The organism is Enterococcus silesiacus (genome assembly GCF_001886225.1).
Taxonomy (GTDB): domain Bacteria; phylum Bacillota; class Bacilli; order Lactobacillales; family Enterococcaceae; genus Enterococcus_L; species Enterococcus_L silesiacus.
In genome coordinates, this window is sequence record NZ_JXLC01000009.1 from 50,470 (window position 1) to 66,780 (window position 16,311).

A 16,311-nucleotide genomic window follows, 5' to 3' on the forward strand; every position below is an offset into this window, starting at 1 on the left:
TGTTCTTTCACAACTACATTTACTTTTTTGTAATTTATGTTTTTTTTTAATAATGAAAACCCAGCATTCACTGTCATTCAGAAATACACAAACGTATCTGACGACAAAGCGGCAGAGCGTATAAAAGAGATTGATGATTCGTCTTTTGAGTAAACTTAAGTTATAAAAAACAAAGAAGTAATCCAGCATTTAAAAGCCTGCTGGATTACTTCTTTTAAATGGCATTTGTGCCTTTTTCACCTGTTCTGATTCGAATTGCTTCTTCTACATTATAAACAAAAATTTTACCATCTCCCACTTCTCCTGTCTGACAAATAGCCAAAATCAAGGAAATGACTTCTTCTACTTTTTCATCTAACACAACACAGCTGACTTTGACTTTTGGTAATAATGAGGTGATGATTTCCTGTCCACGTACATATTCTTTTAGACCTTTTTGATTTCCAAATCCTAGCACTTGGCTTACAGTCATTCCTAGTGTTTCAAAACTATCAGCCATTGTAACTTTCAACTCTTCTAATTTTTCTTGTTGAATGATTGCTTCTACTTTTTTCATCGATCTTCCTCCTAAGAATCTAATCCCATAAATGTTGGATAAGCTGTTTCATCATGTTCGATTCGATCTAATCCTAGTGCTTCTTCTTTGGCTGAAACTCGGATTGGCATGAACAATTGAATTCCTTTAATGATGATAAAACTAGCAACGCCTGCAAATACGATTGTAAAAACAATACTAGCAATTTGGGCTATAAACAATTCTATTCCACCATAAAGCAGGCCTGTTTTCCCACCTACAGCAGGATCTGCAAAAATTCCTGTCATGATCCCACCAAAAATTCCACCAACACCATGACAACCAAATGCATCTAGTGCATCATCATAACCAAATTTATGTTTAATAAATGAAATAAAGTAATAACAAACCGGACTAACCAACGCACCCAATATAAATGAACTCCAAAGCGAAACAAAGCCTGCGCCTGGCGTGATTGCCACAAGTCCTACTACAGCACCGGTACAAGCACCGACAATCGTTGGTTTTCCGATTGCCAGTTTTTCAATTAGCATCCATGAAAGCATCCCACTGGCCGCTGCCGTATTTGTTGTTAACAATGCGTGGATCGCTAGTCCGTCTGCTGCCAGAGCCGATCCTGCATTAAAACCAAACCAGCCAAACCAAAGTAAGCCGGCACCCAACACAACAAAGGGAATATTATGAGGCCGGTATTCCGTTTGTCGATATTCTCTACGCTGACCTAAAACTAAAGCTAATACGAGACCAGAAATGCCCGAACTAATATGCACCACATTTCCGCCTGCAAAATCGATCGAACCGATTTTGTCTAAAAAGCCACCGCCCCAAACCATATGTGCCATTGGATAATAAACAATGATCGACCAAATACCGATAAATAAAAAAATTGCAGAAAAACGCATCCGCCCAACCACCGCTCCCGTGATGATTGCTGTTGTGATCAAAGCGAACATCATTTGAAATCCAGCAAACAAGCTTTCTGGAATTGTCTCGCCTTTTGTCATGGACACTTGATTAAAAAATAATTTATCTAAGTTGCCAACAAACAAATCATCGCCGCTAAATGACATAGAATAACCCAGACCAACCCAAAGGACTGATGCTAAACCCATGACACAAATCACCATCATCATCGTGTTAAGGATATTTTTTCTACGCTCTAAACCACCGTAAAAAAATGCTAATGCCGGTGTCATCAAAAAGACCATCGCTGAACATACAATAATAAACGCAATATTTCCTGTTTCCATACAAACTCCTCCAATATCAAAGTTAAGCCTACCTTCATTTTAGCTTTGTCGGTTATTTTAGCATCGATCTTGGATTTATCCTAATAGAAATCACTCATTCAGCAAAAATAATTTCATTTTTCTGACAATTCACGTTATAAAAAATAACATCTATACCAATAGAGCGTTTCCATAACAGTATCATACCTGAACCAGACAAACCAATTTGAACAAAAAAAGACTAGTCCATAACTCTACGAGTCACATCCTAGCCTCAAGGAATCACAGCAATCGATTGAAGCAGACGTAACTCTCTGAGTTAAACACTTCTGCTCCAATCTTATTTCTGTTTATTCCTCTTGATCTACATGAAATTCTTTATACACTTCTTGTTTTTTTAACCCTCGAAGCTTGGCAACTTCTTTGATTGCTTCTTTGGAAGAACTTCCAGAATCCATTAAAACATCGATATGCGCTTTGATTGACAGCTCCAAATCTGGATTTTCGTTGATAGCTGCTAGGCTGTCAGCTCCCTCAACCAAAAGACAACACTCGCCTTTTAACGGATGCTCTGCTAAGTAATCTCTCAGCTCAGCCAAAGTTCCTCGAAGATATTCCTCATGAAGTTTAGTCAGTTCACGACAAATCACTGCTCTCCGCTCTTCACCGAAAACCTCTGATAAGTGCTTAACCGTGACCGCAATTCGATGAGGTGATTCATAAAAAATTTGCGTTGGTTCAGCTGCTTTTAGCTTTTCTAAAACGGCTACTTGCTCTTTTTTCTTCCGAGGTAAAAAGCCATAAAATGTAAACGGCTGCGCAGATAACCCAGAAGCAATCAATGCGGTAATACCTGCTGTAGGTCCAGGTAGGGCAATCACCTTGATCCCTACTTCGATGCATGCTTCAACTAATTCATGCCCAGGATCACTAATCGAAGGCATCCCAGCATCACTGACTTGAGCGATGATTTCACCAGCCTCTAAGCGTTCGATAAATTGCGGAATTCGCTCTTTATAATTATGCTCATGAAAACTGATTTGGGGGGTTGTTATCTCAAAATGATTCAACAATTTTTGCGTATTTCGAGTATCTTCACTGGCGATGATCGTCGCCTCTTTTAAACTATTGATACAGCGGAAGCTCATATCTTCCAAGTTTCCTATTGGAGTCGGCACTAAATATAGCTGCCCGATGCCGGATGAATCAAAACTTTTTTGTTTTTGCATAGAGAAACTCCTTTTTGATTTTTTGAAAAAAGAAAGCTGGGACACAAGCAGTTAGCCTAAAAGCAGCTCCTTTTGTCCCAACTTTTTATTTATATCGTTCACCATAAATTACATCTAAACAAAAAGCACATTCTTCATCATTTTCCCGGCGTGAGCCATATAAAATGTTGCAGACATGAAACCCTTCTTCATAAAGTTTTTCCAAATTCATTCGAGATTTAGATAACTCCTGCTTAGCTGGGTCACTAGAGTCACTGGCTAATTTAGTCAATTCCTGCAAATGCTCCCGTAAACGCTGATTTTCGATTTCAAGTGTTGTATTTTTCTCAACTAATTCATGAAGTGCTTCTTTAATCTCCGATAATTGTCCTAAAGTTCCTTGTAAATCAGTCTCTAAAGAACTCAGACCATCGTATAAAGAGCGTTTATCCATTGTGATCACCTTTTTCGGCTTGAGCTTTTTCTGTCGCTTCTTTGATTTCTTCGTAATCATACTCCACAGCTATTTCACGTCCAACCAAACGAACTTTAATGATGCGGCTCAATAAATTCAAACCAACTACACGTCCTTTTCCATCTGGTGTAATGACATCTTTACCATAATCAGGCAATTCTTTTTTCGCTGCTTCATATTCATCATTTTCGTATTTCAGGCAACACATCAAGCGACCGCACAATCCAGAAATTTTTACAGGATTCAGTGATAGTCCTTGATCTTTTGCCATTTTGATGGATACTGGCATAAAATCGCCTAAGAAAGTCGAACAGCATAATTGTCGACCGCATGGACCAATCCCGCCTAAAATTTTTGCTTCATCTCTGACACCGATTTGGCGCAATTCGATCCTTGTACGGAAAATCGCGGCTAAATCTTTGACTAGTTCTCGAAAGTCGATGCGACCATCTGCCGTAAAATAAAAAACCATCTTGCTGCGGTCAAATGTATATTCAACACGAATCAATTTCATTTCTAATTCATGTGCTCGAATTTTTTCTTTGGCTACACTTAAAGCCGCTTCAGCATCATCCACATTTTTTTGTTCTTTTTCTAAATCAGTTTCTGATGCTTTATTTAAAATGGGTTTTAAATCCTCAGGTAAGTCTTCTGGATCAATAGATTTCTTCGGTATCGCAACTGTGGCTAGCTGTTTAGATTGCTGTGATTCCACAAGTACTTTCTCATTATAAAAATACTCTGATTTTCCAGGAGCAAAATAATAGATATGACCTGCTTCACGGAAGCGAACTCCTACTACTTCTACCATTTCCATCCTCCTATTTATGTTTTAGGGTGGATCATTCGTATTACTAATTGCTCGCAAACACTCTGCCAACTAACATTGGCTTCCCACTTTTGTCGTGCTTTTAAAATCAGTTCAACCCGTGTGGCCTGCTGTTCGACTACACGCTTGAGTTGGTTTTGCGCCACACTTTCAGTGAGTTGTTTGCGGTAATAAGCAAGTAATAAATCAAAACTCAACGCTTGTTGGTCTTTTTCTTTAAACACTTTGACCATCTTTTTTTGAACATAGACAAAAGCTTGTAAATCATCTTTTATCATATAATCAAACCATTGTTGAGTAATTTCCCTAGCTTCATTAAACCATTCATCTTGAGAGATTTCAACTGCTTTGTCAAAACTATTTGTCAACTCTGCCAAAAGGCTGGCTGTATTTTTATTGATTCCTGATTCTACCAAAGCATGGACTAATTTAGACTTAACTAATGGTTGGAAATGAAGAACCTGGCAACGAGATTGGATAGTAGGTAAAATTTTCGCTAACGAGGTCGTTTCTAAAATAGCTAAAACTTTTCCTTCTGGTTCTTCTAAAAATTTCAACAAACTATTCGCTGCACCAATACTCATTTTGTCTGCTTGCTCGATCAAGAAAACTTTTTGAGCTGTTTCCACGCCGCTTTTGCTAAATTCTGCTTTCAAAGCTCTGATTTGATCGACCTTGATTGTTTGACCATCTGGTGCAATACGCAGGACATCCGGATGCTCATTGTCAGCGATCCGCAAACAGTTATTGCACTGATTACACGGGTTATTGTCCGTTAAATTCGTACAGAAAATGTGTTTTGCCATCCATAAACCAAATTCTTTTTTACCAGTTCCTGTATCGCCTTCAAAAAGATAAGCATGGGCAAGACGACCATGCTCGAAACTTTTTTGAAGCTGCTGGTAAAGCAGCGGTTGTTGTTCATTTAAAACATGTGCTTCATTCATCCTAATATTGATGGAATCCTTCTACTGGCAAGACAAAAACTGTCGCGCCGCCAACTTCGACCTCTACAGGATAAGGCACTTGTCCATCCATTGTAATATCTAATGTTACAGGAGTTGACACATATTGTTTGCGAGATTGGCATGTTTTTTTAATCAATTCTAATGCCTCTTCTACACGATCATCATCGATCCCGACGATAAAGGTACTATTACCAGCTTTTAAAAAGCCCCCAGTTGATGAAAGTTTGGTTGCACGAATATTGGCATCAATAAATTCATTGGCTAAACGGTTACTATCTTTATCTTGGACAATTGCTAAAATAATTTTCATATTCGGTCACCTTCCTAGTTTCTAAAATATTCTGGATAACGGTTTACAATTGCTTGAAACGTTGCTTCTACAACATTTTCCAAGCTCATTCTGGCATCGATCTTCGTAATTCTTTCTGGATTTTCTTCTACTAGCTTTAAATATTCATGACGAACTCGTTGGTGAAACTCAAGTCCTTCTGAATCCAAGCGATCAATTTGTTGCTGACGATGGTTTTTGATACGATTTAGTCCTGTGTCTGAGTCAACATCCAAATAAATTGTGAAATCAGGTATCGTTCCTTCGATCGCAAATTCATTGATTGTGGCAATCGCTTCAACACCGATTCGTCTACCTGCTCCTTGATAGGCCAACGAACTGTCTACAAAACGGTCACACAAAACAATCTTACCTTCTTCTAAAGCAGGTAACACTTTCTCCATTAAATGCTGACGTCTAGCCGCGGCATAAAGCAAAGCCTCCGTCCGCTCATCCATCTCTTGATTTTTTGGATCTAAAATAATTTGACGAATCTTCTCAGCAATGGGAATGCCGCCAGGTTCTCTTGTTTTGATAATACTTCTTTCTGCCGCCAGATCTAATCTTGGGTATAACTCGTTTAAAACACTAGTCTTCCCTGCGCCGTCTGGTCCTTCGATTGTTATAAAAATACCTTGCACTTTACTAATCCCCTTACTTACTTTGATTCCTTCTATCTATTATACTTTATCTATCACAATCAGTCTAATTGAATTCCTTATTATTAAAATTTTCCTGATGACCAAATAAAACTGAGATGAAAAGCCTAACAGACTTTACCTCAGTTTTATTTGCTCATATCTCAAAAAATTAAACTCTTTTATTTCTGTAAAAGAGGATGACTGCTACCATTCCTAAGCATAGACTACCGAATAGCAATAAGTAGTTCCTAGTATTTTCTCCAGCTTTAGGTAGTGTTTTATTTTCAGAGTGATTGTCAGTATTTTTCTTTGTTTGTTTGTCATTACTACTCTCTTTTAAAGGTTCTGGTGTGTCTTCTTTTTGATTTTCAGCAATCACTTTTAATGGTTCAGTTTGGCTTGACGTAATCACAAAAGGAATCGGCTGTGCATTTAGTATATAGCCTTTTAATGCTTTTGTTTCCAGAAATTGATACTTTCCAGGTGCTAACCCCTCAACGAGTAATTGACCCTTTTCATCTGTTGTAAGTTCTGTCTGTAACGTGCTTCCCGTCTCATCTTGAAGCTCAAATACCACACCCTTTAAGATTGCTTTCGTTGTTTGATCAATTTTAATTAATTGTACCGAGCCCGATGTTGGCTCAGCTTTATTTATTACTTGCTTAACGGCCAGCTTATTTTGAAACTCATTTGAGGCGATCTTTATAGGTGTTGCATCTAAAATAAAACCAATTGGCGCTTTTGTTTCAATCAGTGTATAGTCTTCTTGTAATAAATTACTTATTTCTCCTATCCCTTGCTCATTTGTAATGATTTTACCAATAAGTTCACTCGTAGAATTTTTGAAGACATCAAATTCTGCCCCAGCCAATACCGTTCCATCCTCTGAAGTTTTCATTAATTGAATAGAGAATACCTCTCCTGTTCCTGAGCCGTTGCCGTCAGAATACTGCGTTTTAGATTCCTTTGAATCAATGGTTATTTGATCACTCTCTAAAGTTGCGATATTAGAAAACTCCTCTTGATCTTGAGGTTGATGATCGATCGTCGTGTCATAAGAAATAAGATAGCCAATTCCCTCTGGCATATTACCAAAATCGACTGTAAAACCATTAGGAAGATAAGTGATTGTCACTTGGCTTGTGATATCGACTTTGTTCATTGGATTATCAAAAATTCCTTGGTCTCCATCGGGAAATTCTGCTGATGTCACTTTGATCGAGCCTGGAACTAATGTGTAGTTGTCCGTTTGAAACGTGTCCTTAACAACAGCATTCGGAAATTCTTGTCCACTGGCATTTACACGAACTTCCCAATAAAGCGTACTAGAATCAGATGAAAACCATGACCATTTATTGATTACCTCATTCGGATCGTCTGTGGCTTCTTCAACCTCAACTTCGGTGGAAACCTCTGTCGTTTTGTTGATTGGAAAAACTAGTTTAATCGTGCCGTATTCCTCAATTACTTGTTTATCAAAGCGACTGAGAAACTGCAATGTCCCTTTTACATTAGAATGGGTTTCTACAAAATCAGTATAGGTAAGCAAAACTGTTTTTGATCCCTTATCAGCAACTGCCGTAGCCACAACTGCTCCACTTTCATCCAGCACATCAAAAGACAAACTATTGACCAAATCTAACTCATCTGGCAATTCGATCAATGTCGTATCACCTTTTTGAGCACTTCCATTGGGTATACTCCAATCCATGTGAACTTGGATGATATCCCACGATTTAAAAGATGCTTGATCTTCCCCATGTTCGTTGGTAATTTTTACATTTTGAATGGTGTTGTTGATTTCTTTTGCTTCAGTTTTTGTTTTAAAAAGCATCGTTGAACTAATCAAAATTCCAACAAACATGACACTTAAAACAATCACCTTAATGGACCTATAAAATTTCTCCTGCATTATTCCCCACCCCTGTTACAAATTAATTTTAGTTATATTTATTCAAAAAAATAAAAACAAAGCATATATTACATTTTATTTTTATCTTTTTCAAATTATATAATAACTATTCTAATTTTATGTATTTATTTTTCAAAAAAAGCAGACCATCAAAACACCTTAAACTAAAAAAATTGCTGAATCAACGTAAATAACCGTTATCTCAGCAAAAATGGGTGTATACTTATTTTAGAAATACCAATAAAAAATAGGAGTGATTTTTTTGGAAAAATTATTTGCAGCAGTTGATGGCTATTTTATTGAGAAGCTAGTGGAAAACGACCCAATTTTTGATCAAATTCTGGCTAATAATCAAAAACATCAATTACCTCCGCATGATGTATCTCCTTCTCAAGGAAAGTTTTTATATCTTCTCACAAAGATCAAAAGCGCTAATCGTATTTTGGAAATTGGGACTCTTGGCGGATATAGTACACTTTGGTTTGCTAAAGCAATTGGAAATGACGGACAAGTTATCTCTCTTGAATACGATAAGAAACATGCAGAAGTTGCTTCAGAAAACCTGACTATTGCAGGAGTTTCAGATAAAACAACGATCTTAGTCGGTGCAGCTTCTGACAGTTTAGAAAAAATGGTGCAAGCTCAAACACCTGCTTTCGATTTAATTTTTATTGATGCAGATAAAGAAAACAACTCCGTTTATTTAAATTATGCACTAAAACTTGCTCGTCCTGGCACTATTATTATTGGTGATAATGTCGTACGTGATGGGGCTGTTATTGATCAAAATAGCTCTGATGGAAGGGTTATTGGAGTCCGTTCTTTTGTGGATGATCTAGCCTCTTTGCCTAACCTGACTTCAACCGCTATTGAGACAGTTGGAATAAAAGGGTATGATGGCTTTACCATTAGTATCGTAGAATAGTAAAAATAGGTGGAACAAAGTAAAAAAACTTTTGTTCCACCTATTTTTTGACTTATACTTTAAAGTTCCCGACGTCCCTCCACAGCTTTTAGTAAAGTAACCTCATCTGCATATTCGATATCACTACCAACAGACAATCCATGGGCTAATCTTGTCACAACAATACCGGCAGGTTTGATCAAACGAGACAAGTACATTGCTGTCGCTTCGCCTTCTGTCGTGGCGTTCGTTGCAATGATCACTTCCTTGACCTCGTCATCATGCAGACGCTGGATCAAAGAAGCTATATTGATATCTTCCGGACCAGTTCCTTCCATTGGTGATAATACACCATGAAGGACATGATACAATCCATGATATTCCCGCATTTTCTCCATTGCCATGACGTCTTTTGATTCTTCTACAACTAAGATAATGCTACGGTCTCTTGTCGTATCCTGACAGATTTCACAGGGATCTTCTTCTGTGATATTGCCACAAATACTGCAAAAATGTAGATCCCGTTTCACACTAATCAACGATTTTGCAAATGCATTAACATCTTCTTCTTTCATATCAAGTGTATAAAAAGCCAAACGTACGGCTGTTTTTTGACCAATACCTGGTAATTTCATATAACTTTCGACTAATTTTGCGATTGGTTCAGGATAATGCATTACTTTCAAATCCTTTCAAACTCAGACGATTCGCGTCTGGTTTCAAACTATTTATCCATTATAAGACTAAAATTGATTATACCATTTTTTGTAGGTGATTTTATAAAAATTGTCTTTTTAACTTCCTAAAATTAATCTAATTTATTTTTAGCATACAACAAAGTTGACAAAGTCAACCAAACATGTTTTAATTACTATAGAAAACTTGAAAGGATGATTTTTATGAATCATACATTTATCGTTTTATTGGAATTTTACCCAAAATGGTTGCAACTTTCTCGGGAGAATCGAAATGAGAAAGCACAGAGTCTACTCGCTATTATCAATAAATATCCTAATATATCTGTCCGCTTTTTTGATGCAGAAGCTTTTCCTGGCGCAAATTATACTGATTTTGCAATTTATGAAACAACGGATATAGCGGGTTATCATTTTATGTGGGAAGAAATCCGTGACACGAACTTATATACAGAAGGATACTTTAAAATAAAAGATGTTATTTTTGGTGTGGAAGATGCGTTTAAAGCCTTTGAAAAACAAAAGGGAATCGCTTGATATTTCTAAAATTGAAAAGAGGTATTTTTAATGAATAATGATATCGTAATAGGTAAGTGGATCGATCGTATTTACCGCCAACTTTTACAAACCAATAAAAGAAAAATCGAGGAGTTTGACATTAGTCCTGCTGATTATAATTACTTTCTCACAATTGAAGAATACCCTGGCTGCACACAAAACTTTCTTGCTGAAAAAAGAATGGTTGATAAAGGTTTGGTTGCCAGAGTTGTCAAAAAATATTGTGAGAGAGGATATATTATAAAGCAGCCAAGCCCTCAAAAGAGAAGTTCTTATAATCTATTTCTTAGTGCCTCTGGTGAAAAATTAGTAGAAGATATGCGAAAAGCTATCGCTACTACTGAAAGCTATCTAGAAAAGCAAGACGGGACAGAAAATTTCATTGCATTGATAGAGCATTTAAAACAGGTTTCAAGTTATTTAGAAAAAAAGGAAGAACTAGATTAGTAGCTCATTAGCTAAAGACATATAATCTTCTATAAAATGATCACAAGCACGATTTTGACAACTCTACTCAAAATCGTGCCTATTAAGTATGTCTTCTTATTGTAAAAATCAATAAATTTCTTAATTAAGATGATCTATTGCTAATAATTTATCATTATTTAAACCTTTCAATTGATCAACAATTTGAATAACTAAGAGGATCGTCAACGTAGTTAAAATTGCCGAAACAATCGAAATACCATTAAATTCATACTCATTTAAAGGAGAGTTCCACAAGAAATGAAGGACGACTGGCGCAATAAACCAAAGATAACTATCGCGTTTACTAATACTTTTATTCTTAGTCAGCAAACAAATAACTCCCAATGAAAGAATTCCAGTATAAGACCAATGAGAGCTTATCGAACCAGATATTCTAATAATCACTTGGGGTACGACCTCTTGAATAGATTCGCTTGCTGCATTCACCACATAAGAAACATCTTCCATGATCTGAAAACCTAACCCCACACTCACTCCTACACCAAAAACTTCAGGTAAGCTTTTAATTTTTAATAAATAAATAACCGCTAGCACACATAAAAATTTAGTTGTTTCTTCAACAAGCGGAGCGGTCAAAGAATCCATCCAGCTCGCAATAGTTGGAGTATGTTCAAACAGAGCCTTGATCAAATTCTGACCAAACTCGTTGCCGAAAGCTGATAGCCAGCCAGGGATAAAAGCCCCTCCAAAAATTGCAATAATAATAATATAGTTGCTAATCTTAAAATTATTAGAATATTTGTTTAGCAATAGTCCACCTGGGACGATATACAAACATAATAGTAATAACGTTAAAAATAATACCAAATAATCTGAATTGTTCAAATTTGTTAACCCAATGCTGTCTAATTCATAGCTCACTCCGATAGCAGACAACAAAATAAATAAAAATAAACTAATTTTTCTTAACATCCTATTCCTCCTAAATACTTGATGACTTTCTATATTGAGTATATAACAATTTTTATCTAAATATTAATTATAAAAAAATACTAAAAAAGACGACCCAAAATTCATTTTGAGGTCATCTTTTTTGAATAGTATCTTTTAAACTAAAATCCTGGCATCCCTTTAGCATATTTACCCATTGTGGCTTCGGTTTCTTTTTCCACTTTAGTCAATGCATCATTTACCGCCATAATTACAAGATCTTGTAGCATTTCGACATCTTCTGGATCAACTACCTCTTCTTTAATTGCGATATCTTTCATTTTTCGATCGCCAGTAAACGTTGCTGTCACCAATTGATTAGTTGCGGCTCCCACAAATTCACGCTCGTTCAATTCGGCTTGCGCTTTTTCCATATCTTTTTGCATTTTTTGAACTTGTTTCATCATTCCTTGCATATTTCCCATGCCACGCATCATAACTATCTTCTCCTCTTAATCTTGAATTATTTCAACTAGCTCCTCGCCAAATAGTGCGATCGCTTCGTCTACTACTTGAGTATTGACTTCTTCTGTTGGAACTTCATCTGCTAACAAATGGTTCTCATCATTACTAACTAGACGATCTTCATTTGACTGATCATCTGATGTTTCTTTATTTTGGCTGATAAAAGACTGGCGTAGTTTCGGCCAGCTTTCTTTTGTGATACAAACCATATCAGGTGCATAATTGTTCACCAAACGGCTTAAATTATTATGAATTGCTAACTGCATTTCCTCATCTTCCATGGCTCGACCGCAGACAATTTCATATTCAAACGCAATTACTAAGCCTTTAGGGCTTGCTGCAACTGGCTCGCTCGCTTTCAACATCGCCCTTTGTGTTACTGACATCATTTGTAATAAATCATCCCAGACATTTTTTACGTTTAGTAAATGGTCTTTGGTTGCCTCATTCAACACTTTATAAACCAGTTCTGTTGGAATTCGCAGCGCGTTTTTGCTGCTTGTTGCTCGTGTTGTTTTAACTGGTTCAGCTTCTTTGGCTGAAACACCATTTTTCTTCAGCTCTGTTAGTTCTTTTTGTAATTGTTCGATTTGCTGCTGTAATGTAGCCATCTCTGTTGTTGCTACAGGTTGTGTCTCAGTCGAAATTTCGACTGGTTTTTTAACTGATTTTGCTAGTTTAACCGTTGCTACCTCAAGATAAATATTCGCATTATTGGTAAAACGGATATCATTTTGCGTATCACTTAGAATTTGGATCATTTGATAAATTTTTTCTGCGGCAGTCTGTCCTGCTAACGCTTTAAAGTTCTCAGTTAAATTCCCAACTTTTTCAGCTAATAAATTTGGTGCTTGTTGAAACATCAATAAATCACGACAATATAATAATAGATCTTCTAAAAACCTTCTTGCTTCTTTCCCTGAGCTAAGGATATTCTCCAATATTTCTAAGGCTTGTTCAACATCGCCTGTTACACAACTGGAAATATATTGATCCATCATTTCATAGGTCAAGCTACCGGTTACTTGCATTGCATCAGTCAAGGTAACTTTTTCATCACTGAAGGAAATCGTCTGATCTAGAATACTCAAGGCATCCCGCATTCCACCTTCTGCTGCTCGACCGATCACATATAATGCCTGTTCTTCAAACTCAACATTAATTTGCTTTAAAATATAACCTAAATGATCAACAATATCTTGTGTGTTGATGCGTTTAAAATCAAACCGTTGCGTTCTTGAAATAATCGTCAATGGAATCTTATGCGGTTCAGTCGTCGCTAAGATAAAAATAACATTTTGCGGTGGTTCTTCTAACGTTTTTAATAACGCATTAAAGGCTCCCGTGGACAACATATGTACTTCATCGATGATATAGACTTTATATTCAGCTTGTGTGGGTGCATATTTGGCTTTATCGCGAATATCACGAATTTCTTCAACACCATTATTACTGGCTGCATCGATCTCAATGACATCGTTCAAACGTCCTTCAGTGATTGCAATACACGTCTCACATTCATTACATGGTTCCCCATCTACACTATGTTTACAGTTGATTGCTTTAGCAAAAATTTTCGCCGCACTTGTTTTCCCTGTTCCTCTTGGACCGGTAAACAGATAGGCATGCGAGGTTTTCTTTTGTATGATCGCATTTTTTAATGTCTGCGTAATTGCTTTTTGTCCAACAACGTCATCGAAACGCTGTGAACGCCAGACACGATACAAAGCTTGATAAGCCATAATTTACCCCTCCCTCGAAATTTCACTATCTTCTATTATACGTGATTTTTATGAATAAGGCATTAAAAAAGCGAAGGCATCAAAAAATATTTTAAAAAGAGCCTGAGGCATAACTTTTCAAGTTATGCCTCAGGCTCTTTTTATCCGAATAAACGGTGGGAGCAGAAGCAATCCCTTCGGAAATAAGCTGAAATTCACAAAAATTTGAAGAGCAATTTTCGTGAATTCCTTCTTATTTCTCGGGATTAGACGCTTCTGTCCCAACCTCTAAATTAGGCTAAACGATGGAAACAAACAGCCATTTTTTAGTTTGGTACTGCACTCCAAGCGTTTTTTTATTTATTAAATATGTGTATCTGTTTCATCTTTATTGGCTAATCCATCATTTGCGCGGAACATTTGATTGTAGCGTTCCTCATCTTCTTGATTATCTCTAATCACTTTTGAAAGTGTAAATGAGGTAGAAATCAATCCAACTGATCCCATCAAATAGTAGCCTTTAACCATCAATGGTTCTTTTAGTGTGTATAAGCCAATCAACATCAATGCCACAAAAAAGGCAAATGATCCCCAACTTAGAAAGACAAATGCAGGTGTGTTTCTGTAAGCTTTCTTTTTCATAATTCTCTCCTTTAAAAATAATAATACTGTTTTAGTATAGCATTATTATTTATTAAATGACAATCCTTATTTTAATTTTAAAAAAAGTAGTTGGCTTGTCACACCAATTAACATAACAGATCAAGTATTTAAATACGCAATATCTTTAGGTAAAACTAATCTTCTTTTATCAATGTATTTTCGTAAATCGGTTAAATTTTTAAATGATGGGATATCTTCAACGATCATGTTGATATTTTCATCTACAGTTTCAACCGCATAATTTGATACATAAAGATCGTATTCTTGATTAAAAGATTTCATTGACTGATTATAAAAATGATTTTCCTGTACGGAAAGGTTGACTTTGTTTCGGAAATTTTCTTTTAAAATGGAGCTAAGGAGCTGTGCATGCTCCTTCCCTAAATCACTTAAAACTAAAACAGATAATTGATGCCTCATCTCATCTGTGAGTTTGCTAAGGTCTTGCCAGCGAATGGCCATTTCATGAAGAATGCCATCTAGATACATTGTTTTCCACGGAAACTTCATTTTAGCCTCCAGCACACCTAAGGCTTTGTTTACAACCGCTGTGAAAACTATAAAGTTTTGTTTGATTGCTCGGCTAGAGTATAAGTAGCGATCATAAACCATAAACTTTTTATAAGGAAACATCTTGTGTTTGGCATAGATATACTCAATCAAGCGCACAATACTTACACTACTTTGTTCTGAAATAGAGATTGAGAGAGCTTTTTTGATCGTCAACACCAAGTTTTCGGCTTGATGAATAACATTCACTTTCTCCTGTTCATTATCCCAACCAAAGTCCCACCAAAAAATAGAATAACAAAAATCTTCATACCAATTATCAGGAAGGACTACATTTAAGGGTTCTGCGATCTCTTCTACATCTGCTTGGTATTTTCTAACATCGATGGTTGTTTTAACGAAGCTATTGATTGGATCTTTTCGATTCTGAATCAAAAAACCTTGACGTTCCCTAATAATTGTTACAGCGATTGAATACGCCAAATGAACAATCTGACTATCGTTTAGTTCTAATTCAAATTTTCTATTGATCTTGTCTGATAATCGAAAAATTTTGTCTCGATCTAAATGAAACGGCCACTCACGAATACCATAGACTTCAATGAAATAACAAGTAAAAAAATAGCGAATCTGCCGTTCGTCTTTTCCATGAACAAAATAAGGTGAACGACTCATTTGGATATTACGATCCTTTAGAGCTGAACTGATTAGGTTTGATAAACGATACAAACTAGAATTACTCAAAAATAATTTTTGTTCCCAAAATTGCGCAGGTCGCCTTGGTTCAAAAAAAATCGACTCTAATAAAGAAAAGGCATTTGACTCTTGAATGATTTCTATATAAATTTCATGAATTGAACGATGCGGCGAGGCAATCAGTCGAATACCATGTTTTCTAGAGGTCTCTATCGTCAAATAATCGGACCAACGATCTTCTATGTACTGACAATCCAACATGATCGTTTTTTTCGAGCAGTCAATGCTCTCAGCTAAATAATCCGAGGTAATCCAGCTATTAGGTCCATTCAATAAATTCAACAACAACACTCTTCGATGCATAGACGGCGACAACAATCTCTCCATTTTCTCTCCTCATTTCTCATTTATACAGGTTTATCTTCAAAATTTTCCACTAGTTAAGATTTTTTTGAAGAAATCCCTATTTAACAACAATTATAGCATCTTCTTACCCTTTTTTGAATTAATCTAAAGCGCACCTCAATTGGTTTATTTAAAAACAGCTCTTATTAT

The 16,311-nt window shown here is 36.3% G+C and carries 18 protein-coding genes; 3 read left to right on the forward strand and 15 right to left on the reverse strand.

The genetic code is table 11. From position 1 onward, the window contains the following. Window positions 1–214 precede the first annotated feature (214 nt). From RV15_RS07910 to RV15_RS07950, 9 genes are all read right to left on the reverse strand, one after another. A complete protein-coding gene (locus RV15_RS07910) occupies window positions 215–556 on the reverse strand; it encodes a P-II family nitrogen regulator (RefSeq protein ID WP_071877518.1) in 342 nt (113 codons plus the stop codon). An 11-nt stretch (window positions 557–567) separates the two neighbouring features. Further along, complete coding sequence (locus RV15_RS07915; protein WP_071877519.1) at window positions 568–1,785, reverse strand: ammonium transporter; 1,218 nt, start codon at window positions 1,783–1,785, stop codon at window positions 568–570. A gap of 329 nt (window positions 1,786–2,114) precedes the next feature. Further along, window positions 2,115–2,993, reverse strand: a complete 879-nt coding sequence (rsmI, locus tag RV15_RS07920) for a 16S rRNA (cytidine(1402)-2'-O)-methyltransferase (RefSeq protein ID WP_071877520.1) — start codon at window positions 2,991–2,993, stop codon at window positions 2,115–2,117. 85 nt (window positions 2,994–3,078) lie between these two features. Continuing rightward, a complete protein-coding gene (locus tag RV15_RS07925) occupies window positions 3,079–3,426 on the reverse strand; it encodes a DNA replication initiation control protein YabA (protein ID WP_071877521.1) in 348 nt (115 codons plus the stop codon). Next, window positions 3,419–4,258, reverse strand: coding sequence for a PSP1 domain-containing protein (locus RV15_RS07930; protein WP_071877522.1), 840 nt, complete (start codon window positions 4,256–4,258; stop codon window positions 3,419–3,421). The genes RV15_RS07925 and RV15_RS07930 overlap by 8 nt, the downstream gene beginning before the upstream one ends. Window positions 4,259–4,272: 14 nt before the next feature. After that, complete coding sequence (gene holB / locus RV15_RS07935; RefSeq protein WP_071877523.1) at window positions 4,273–5,223, reverse strand: DNA polymerase III subunit delta'; 951 nt, start codon at window positions 5,221–5,223, stop codon at window positions 4,273–4,275. A gap of 1 nt (window position 5,224) precedes the next feature. Further along, complete coding sequence (locus RV15_RS07940) at window positions 5,225–5,554, reverse strand: cyclic-di-AMP receptor (RefSeq protein WP_010760520.1); 330 nt, start codon at window positions 5,552–5,554, stop codon at window positions 5,225–5,227. A gap of 14 nt (window positions 5,555–5,568) precedes the next feature. After that, a complete protein-coding gene (gene tmk / locus RV15_RS07945) occupies window positions 5,569–6,213 on the reverse strand; it encodes a dTMP kinase (protein WP_071877524.1) in 645 nt (214 codons plus the stop codon). Between the two features lie 169 nt (window positions 6,214–6,382). Then, window positions 6,383–8,125, reverse strand: coding sequence for a SpaA isopeptide-forming pilin-related protein (locus tag RV15_RS07950; RefSeq protein ID WP_071877525.1), 1,743 nt, complete (start codon window positions 8,123–8,125; stop codon window positions 6,383–6,385). A gap of 253 nt (window positions 8,126–8,378) precedes the next feature. Here RV15_RS07950 and RV15_RS07955 point away from each other — a divergent pair, with 253 nt between their 5' ends. Beyond that, complete coding sequence (locus RV15_RS07955; RefSeq protein ID WP_245791281.1) at window positions 8,379–9,050, forward strand: O-methyltransferase; 672 nt, start codon at window positions 8,379–8,381, stop codon at window positions 9,048–9,050. 59 nt (window positions 9,051–9,109) lie between these two features. Here the strand turns inward: RV15_RS07955 and recR are convergent, their stop codons facing one another. Continuing rightward, window positions 9,110–9,706: a recombination mediator RecR gene (gene recR / locus RV15_RS07960; RefSeq protein ID WP_071877527.1), complete on the reverse strand. Its 597-nt coding sequence runs from the start codon at window positions 9,704–9,706 to the stop codon at window positions 9,110–9,112. Window positions 9,707–9,928: 222 nt separating this feature from the next. Here recR and RV15_RS07965 point away from each other — a divergent pair, with 222 nt between their 5' ends. Further along, complete coding sequence (locus tag RV15_RS07965) at window positions 9,929–10,261, forward strand: darcynin family protein (RefSeq protein WP_071877528.1); 333 nt, start codon at window positions 9,929–9,931, stop codon at window positions 10,259–10,261. Window positions 10,262–10,291: 30 nt separating this feature from the next. Further along, complete coding sequence (locus RV15_RS07970; protein ID WP_071877529.1) at window positions 10,292–10,729, forward strand: MarR family winged helix-turn-helix transcriptional regulator; 438 nt, start codon at window positions 10,292–10,294, stop codon at window positions 10,727–10,729. A gap of 120 nt (window positions 10,730–10,849) precedes the next feature. On the opposite strand, the gene RV15_RS07975 is transcribed toward RV15_RS07970, so the two are convergent. The 5 genes from RV15_RS07975 to RV15_RS07995 form a co-directional block, all read right to left on the reverse strand. Beyond that, a complete protein-coding gene (locus RV15_RS07975) occupies window positions 10,850–11,683 on the reverse strand; it encodes a PrsW family glutamic-type intramembrane protease (RefSeq protein ID WP_083429133.1) in 834 nt (277 codons plus the stop codon). 140 nt (window positions 11,684–11,823) lie between these two features. After that, entirely contained in the window at window positions 11,824–12,138 is a 315-nt protein-coding gene (locus RV15_RS07980) for a YbaB/EbfC family nucleoid-associated protein (protein ID WP_025872942.1), read from the reverse strand. A gap of 15 nt (window positions 12,139–12,153) precedes the next feature. Then, a complete protein-coding gene (dnaX, locus tag RV15_RS07985; protein ID WP_071877530.1) occupies window positions 12,154–13,908 on the reverse strand; it encodes a DNA polymerase III subunit gamma/tau in 1,755 nt (584 codons plus the stop codon). A gap of 342 nt (window positions 13,909–14,250) precedes the next feature. Beyond that, window positions 14,251–14,529 carry a YiaA/YiaB family inner membrane protein gene (locus tag RV15_RS07990; RefSeq protein ID WP_071877531.1) on the reverse strand — a complete coding sequence of 93 codons (279 nt, stop codon included), beginning with the start codon at window positions 14,527–14,529 and terminating at the stop codon, window positions 14,251–14,253. A gap of 120 nt (window positions 14,530–14,649) precedes the next feature. Then, window positions 14,650–16,143: an AcpB/EbpR/MafR family transcriptional regulator gene (locus RV15_RS07995; protein ID WP_071877532.1), complete on the reverse strand. Its 1,494-nt coding sequence runs from the start codon at window positions 16,141–16,143 to the stop codon at window positions 14,650–14,652. Window positions 16,144–16,311: the final 168 nt, after the last annotated feature.

Coding starts and splice junctions, on each gene's coding strand:
- RV15_RS07910 (WP_071877518.1), bottom strand. CDS start 556: ATGAAAAAAGTAGAAGCAATCATTCAACAAGAAAAATTAGAAGAGTTG.
- RV15_RS07915 (WP_071877519.1), bottom strand. CDS start 1,785: ATGGAAACAGGAAATATTGCGTTTATTATTGTATGTTCAGCGATGGTC.
- rsmI (WP_071877520.1), bottom strand. CDS start 2,993: ATGCAAAAACAAAAAAGTTTTGATTCATCCGGCATCGGGCAGCTATAT.
- RV15_RS07925 (WP_071877521.1), bottom strand. CDS start 3,426: ATGGATAAACGCTCTTTATACGATGGTCTGAGTTCTTTAGAGACTGAT.
- RV15_RS07930 (WP_071877522.1), bottom strand. CDS start 4,258: ATGGTAGAAGTAGTAGGAGTTCGCTTCCGTGAAGCAGGTCATATCTAT.
- holB (WP_071877523.1), bottom strand. CDS start 5,223: ATGAATGAAGCACATGTTTTAAATGAACAACAACCGCTGCTTTACCAG.
- RV15_RS07940 (WP_010760520.1), bottom strand. CDS start 5,554: ATGAAAATTATTTTAGCAATTGTCCAAGATAAAGATAGTAACCGTTTA.
- RV15_RS07950 (WP_071877525.1), bottom strand. CDS start 8,125: ATGCAGGAGAAATTTTATAGGTCCATTAAGGTGATTGTTTTAAGTGTC.
- recR (WP_071877527.1), bottom strand. CDS start 9,706: ATGCATTATCCTGAACCAATCGCAAAATTAGTCGAAAGTTATATGAAA.
- RV15_RS07965 (WP_071877528.1), top strand. CDS start 9,929: ATGAATCATACATTTATCGTTTTATTGGAATTTTACCCAAAATGGTTG.
- RV15_RS07970 (WP_071877529.1), top strand. CDS start 10,292: ATGAATAATGATATCGTAATAGGTAAGTGGATCGATCGTATTTACCGC.
- RV15_RS07975 (WP_083429133.1), bottom strand. CDS start 11,683: ATGTTAAGAAAAATTAGTTTATTTTTATTTATTTTGTTGTCTGCTATC.
- RV15_RS07980 (WP_025872942.1), bottom strand. CDS start 12,138: ATGATGCGTGGCATGGGAAATATGCAAGGAATGATGAAACAAGTTCAA.
- dnaX (WP_071877530.1), bottom strand. CDS start 13,908: ATGGCTTATCAAGCTTTGTATCGTGTCTGGCGTTCACAGCGTTTCGAT.
- RV15_RS07990 (WP_071877531.1), bottom strand. CDS start 14,529: ATGAAAAAGAAAGCTTACAGAAACACACCTGCATTTGTCTTTCTAAGT.
- RV15_RS07995 (WP_071877532.1), bottom strand. CDS start 16,143: ATGGAGAGATTGTTGTCGCCGTCTATGCATCGAAGAGTGTTGTTGTTG.